At 75.7% G+C, this 4,292-nt stretch carries 4 protein-coding genes; all 4 read right to left on the bottom strand.

Annotated elements, in window-relative coordinates:
* A partial coding sequence (locus tag QM626_RS05940) for an NtaA/DmoA family FMN-dependent monooxygenase (RefSeq protein WP_415074978.1) occupies positions 1-1,318 on the bottom strand: 1,318 nt, incomplete at its 3' end.
* Positions 1,315-2,592 (bottom strand): amidohydrolase family protein, encoded by a 1,278-nt coding sequence (locus QM626_RS05935; protein ID WP_415074976.1) that lies wholly within the window; start codon positions 2,590-2,592, stop codon positions 1,315-1,317. The genes QM626_RS05940 and QM626_RS05935, both read right to left, overlap by 4 nt.
* The gene (locus QM626_RS05930) at positions 2,589-3,860 is read right to left on the bottom strand and encodes an adenosylhomocysteinase (protein ID WP_415074974.1); all 1,272 of its coding nucleotides are present in this window, start codon (positions 3,858-3,860) and stop codon (positions 2,589-2,591) included. Before QM626_RS05930 ends, QM626_RS05935 begins: the two co-directional genes overlap by 4 nt.
* A partial coding sequence (locus tag QM626_RS05925; RefSeq protein WP_415074972.1) for a hypothetical protein occupies positions 3,857-4,292 on the bottom strand: 436 nt, incomplete at its 5' end. The genes QM626_RS05925 and QM626_RS05930, both read right to left, overlap by 4 nt.

Raw genomic sequence — 4,292 nt, 5'->3', positions numbered from 1 at the left:
GGTCGGCCCCGTCCCGGCGCAGCCGCGAGCGCAGCGTGCCGCCGGCGGGCGCCTCGTACCGCCCGCGCTCGCGCAGGCGCGGCACCAGCAGCTCGGCGAAGTCGTCGAGCGAGCCGGGTGAGACGAACTGGTGCAGCAGGAACCCGTCCACCCCCGAGGTCGCGACGAACTCCTCGACGTTCGCCGCGACCTCGTCCGGCGTCCCGATGAAGCGGTCGTCGGCGAACGCTGTCACCCTCGAGAACTGGCGGCGGATGTCGCCGGCCCGCACCGGCGGTGCGTCCGAGCTGCTCGCCGCCGTCTGCGTATGGGTGGTCTGAGCCTTCACCAGCGGCTCGTCGTCGGCGTACCGCGAGAAGTCGATCCCGCTCCATCCGGCGTACGCCGCGAGCTGCGCCTCGGCGCTGTAGTGGGACTGGTACGCGTCGAGCTTGTCCTGCACCGCGATCCGCGTCGGCGCGACGAGCAGGTTCATCCCGACCACCGCACGGATCTCGCTCGGGTCGCGCCCCAGCTCCGCGGCACGGGCCCGGATGCCGGCGAGCCCCGCCCTGATCGCACCCGGGTCCGAGTCGCCCACGAAGATCAGCTCGGCGTGTCGGGCCGCGAACTCGCGCCCACGGGGCGACCAGCCGGCCTGCACGAGCACCGGCGTGCGTTGCGGCGACGGGATGCTCAGATGCGGGCCCGCCACCCGGAACTGCGGGCCGGCGTGATCGATCCGGTGCACCCGGGCCGGGTCGGCGAAGCGGCCGGCGACGCGGTCGCCGACGAAGGCGCCATCCTCCCAGCTGCCCTCCCACAGCCGGTACACGACCTCGAGGAACTCGTCGGCGCGGTCGTAGCGGGTGTCGTGCGCCACCACGTCCAGCCCGAAGTTCGCGGCGGCGCCCGGCAGGTACGAGGTCACGATGTTCCACGCGATCCGGCCCGCCGTCAGGTGGTCCAGGGTGGAGAAGCGTCGCGCGTGCGCGAAGGGATGCTCGTAGGTCGTCGACACGGTGGCGCCGAAGGCGATCCGCTCGGTCACGGCCGCGAGCGCCGGGATGTGCAGCAGCGGATCGTGCGCGGGCAGCTCGACGCCCCACTCCAGCGCCGTGTCGGCCGAACCCCGGTAGGTGTCGTACAGACCGAGCACGTCGCCGAAGAAGAACAGGTCGAGCCCCGCCTGCTCGGCGCGGCGGCCGAGGTCGAGCCAGTACGGCAGCCCGGTCGCGGTCAGACGCTCGTCCGCCGGGTGCGTCCACAGCGACACCGCGCCGGAGCCGTTGCCGACGCAGGCCTGCTCGTACAGGCCGAAGAACAGCGGCCCCGTCATGCGTCGGCGTCCTGCCAGCGGATGCGGCCGGCCACGATCGTCGCCGCGGCCACGGTCGGCCCGGTCTCGACGAGCTCGGCCAGCGCCGCGGCGGGGTCGGTGGACGCCGTCTGGAACACCGCGAGGTCGGCGCGCGTGCCGGGCGCGAGCACGCCGGCGTCGTCGAGGCCGAGCGCGCGGGCGCCGCCGACGGTCGCCGCGGTGAGGAGCCGCGCGTGCAGGTCGGGCTCGCCGTAGCCCTGCGCGCGGGCGAGACGATGCAGCTCCGCGACGTCCTCCCACAGCGAGAGCGACGGGGAGGAGGACAGCGAGTCGGTGCCCACCGCGATCGGGTTGCCCTCCCGCAGGTACGCGGCGACCGGTGGCGGGTCGAGGCCGATCACGGCATTCGAGCGGGGGCACAGGGCCACCGCGACGCCGCGGTCGCGCAGGATGCGGCGGTCCTCGGCATCCACGTAGATGCCGTGCGCCAGATGGGTCGCCGGCGACAGCGCGCCCAGGTCGTCGAGATAGGAGATCACGCTGCGGCCCGAGCCGCCGTGCTGCAGCAGCGCGAAGTCGCCGCGGCCGTTCCGCCGCCACCGGTCGGCGAGGTCGCCGGTGCCGGTGCGCACATACGCGTCCTCCCACGCCGACTCGGCGGCGTGGATGTGCTGGCGCACGCCCAGCTCCGCAGCGAGGTCGGCGAGCTCGCGCAGCACGCCGGTGTCCAGCGAGTAGATCGCGTGCGGCGAGAGCCCGGTCTCGGGCGGCGAGGGCAGCGCGCGCAGCTGCTCCACGACGCGGGCGCGGCCGTCGCCTGCGGCCCAGGCCGCGTCCGTCCAGCCGAGGACCTCCCAGTACACGACCCCGTGCAGGCCGGCCCGGTGCACGGCCGAGCCGGCATCGGGGTCGGTGACGATCTCGGCGACCGCGCTGACGCCGCCGCGCAGCGAGAGCAGGGCGCCGGCGGCGGCGGAGTCGAGCCAGTCGTGCTCGCCCTCGTACAGCTCCATGAACGCCTGCATCCACGTCTCGAACCCGCTGTGCGCGGCCTGACCGACCGCGGCCATGTCCGTGTACTGCAGATGGGTGTGGGCGTTGACCAGCCCCGGCAGGAGGGCGCCCCGCCATTCGTGGCGGGTCAGGCTCGTCTCGTCCGCGAAGGCGCGGGCGAGCTCGTCGTGGCCGGCGACCGCCAGGATGCGTCCGGCCCGCACCGCGACCGCGCCGTCGGCGATCGGCGGCGCGCCCACCGGCAGCACGACGGGCGCGCGGTGCAGTTCGACGGTCATTCCGGGTCTCCGTCCGCGTCGCGTTCGCCGCGCGGCCGCCACGAGGCGAGGAAGGCGCGCTGCGCCGCGCTGGGGGTGTCGAGCCCACCGCCGAACGCGACGAGGGCGTGGGCGGCGACACGGTCGTCGGCGGCGCGGGGCAGCTCGTGCACCGCGATCTCGAGCGCGCCGCGGTGGGTCAGCAGGTGGTCCACGGCCGCGAGCTGCACGCCGAACGACAGGTCCATGATCTCGATCGGGTTGCCCTCCGCGGCGCTCACGTTGATGCAGTGGCCGTCGTCGAGCACCCGGATGCGGCGGCCGCCGGGCAGCCGCAGCACGCCGACCTTCCCGCGGGTGAGCCACTCGCCGCCGCCGGCCACGGCGTCCTCGAGCGAGATCTCCTGGTCGACGCCCCCGCCGACCGCGACGGCCGAGTCCTCGGGCAGCAGGGCGAGCACCTCGGACGGCACCGTCCCGGCGATGCCGGTGGCGGAGATCAGGATGTCCGCGGTGCGCGCCGCGTCGGAAAGCTTCGCCACGGCGTGCCCGGCGAACACGGCCTGCAGCGCGGCGACCGGATCGACCTCGCTGACCGTGACGCGGGCGCCGAGCGCCCGCGCGTGCCGGGCGATCCCGCTGCCGACCGGGCCGAAGCCGGCGACCACCACGTGCGCGCCCGCGAGCGGGCGGCCCAGCAGGTCGGCCACCGCGAACACGACCGCCTGCCCGGTGCCGTGCGCGTTGTCGAACAGCGACTTGGTGCGCGCGTCGTTCGCGGCCACGACGGGGATGCGCAGCGCGCCCTGCCGGGCCATCTCGCGCAGCGGGCGCACCCCGCTGGTCGTCTGCTCGGTCGCCCCGGCCATGCCCGCGAGCACGTCGGGGCGTGCGGTGTGGGCGAGACGGATCGTGTACGAGCCGTCGTCGATGATCACCTCGGGGCGGTGGCCGAGGAGCGCCAGCACGTTCTCGCGGTCCTCGGCGTCGGTCGCGCGGGAGAAGGCGTAGACCGGGATGCCGGCGTGCACGAGCGCGGCCGCGACGGCGTCGTCGGTGTCGCGGCCGACGCAGGAGACCGCGACCTCGGCGCCCGCCTCGGCGAGCGAGAGCGCCACGGCGGCGGTCTTGGGCTCGAGCACGTCCGACAGGGCGATGCGGATGCCGCGAGCCGCGCCGGACGCGGTCAGCCCCGCGGTGAGCGCCGCGGTGGCCGGCATGAAGCGCCGGGCCCAGTCGATGCGCTCCGCTCCCTCGTGCCAGCGCGTCGAATCGGCGATGCGGCTCATGCCTGCACGGCCGCGGCGAAGCGCCGGTCGAGGTCGTCGACAGACTCGGCGGCGAGCCGATCCAGCGTCGCGGCGGCGTCGACGGCGGCGCGGGCCAGTGCGGAGCCGCCGGCGTGCAGCGCGGGCACCGCGACCACCCACGCCGTCCCGGCCGCGCGCACGCCGGGCCGGGTGGCGGATGCCGCATCCACCGGCGTCAGGCCCGTCCCGCCGAACGAGGCGTCGATCGCGGTGCCGTGCAGCACGGCGGGATCCACCGGGTCGTGGCCCTCGCCGGTGAGGATCACATGGTCGGTCTCGCCGGCCTCGGTCGCGCGGGAGCGCACGGGCAGGCCGTGCAGCGTCGCGCGCAGGCCGGCGCGGGGGTCGTCGGTGACGGCGGTCACGCGAGCGCCGAGGCGGCCGAGCGCGGTCCACAGCGCCTCGGCGAGG

Source organism: Microbacterium sp., from assembly GCF_047606385.1.
Lineage (GTDB): Bacteria > Actinomycetota > Actinomycetes > Actinomycetales > Microbacteriaceae > Microbacterium.
Note: the sequence above shows the minus strand (reverse complement) of the source record. Positions and strands in the feature narration are given on the sequence as shown.

What these genes read in the sequence shown, in the direction of transcription:
- QM626_RS05930 (WP_415074974.1), bottom strand. Translation starts at nt 3,860, where the DNA reads ATGAGCCGCATCGCCGATTCGACGCGCTGGCACGAGGGAGCGGAGCGC.
- QM626_RS05935 (WP_415074976.1), bottom strand. Translation starts at nt 2,592, where the DNA reads ATGACCGTCGAACTGCACCGCGCGCCCGTCGTGCTGCCGGTGGGCGCG.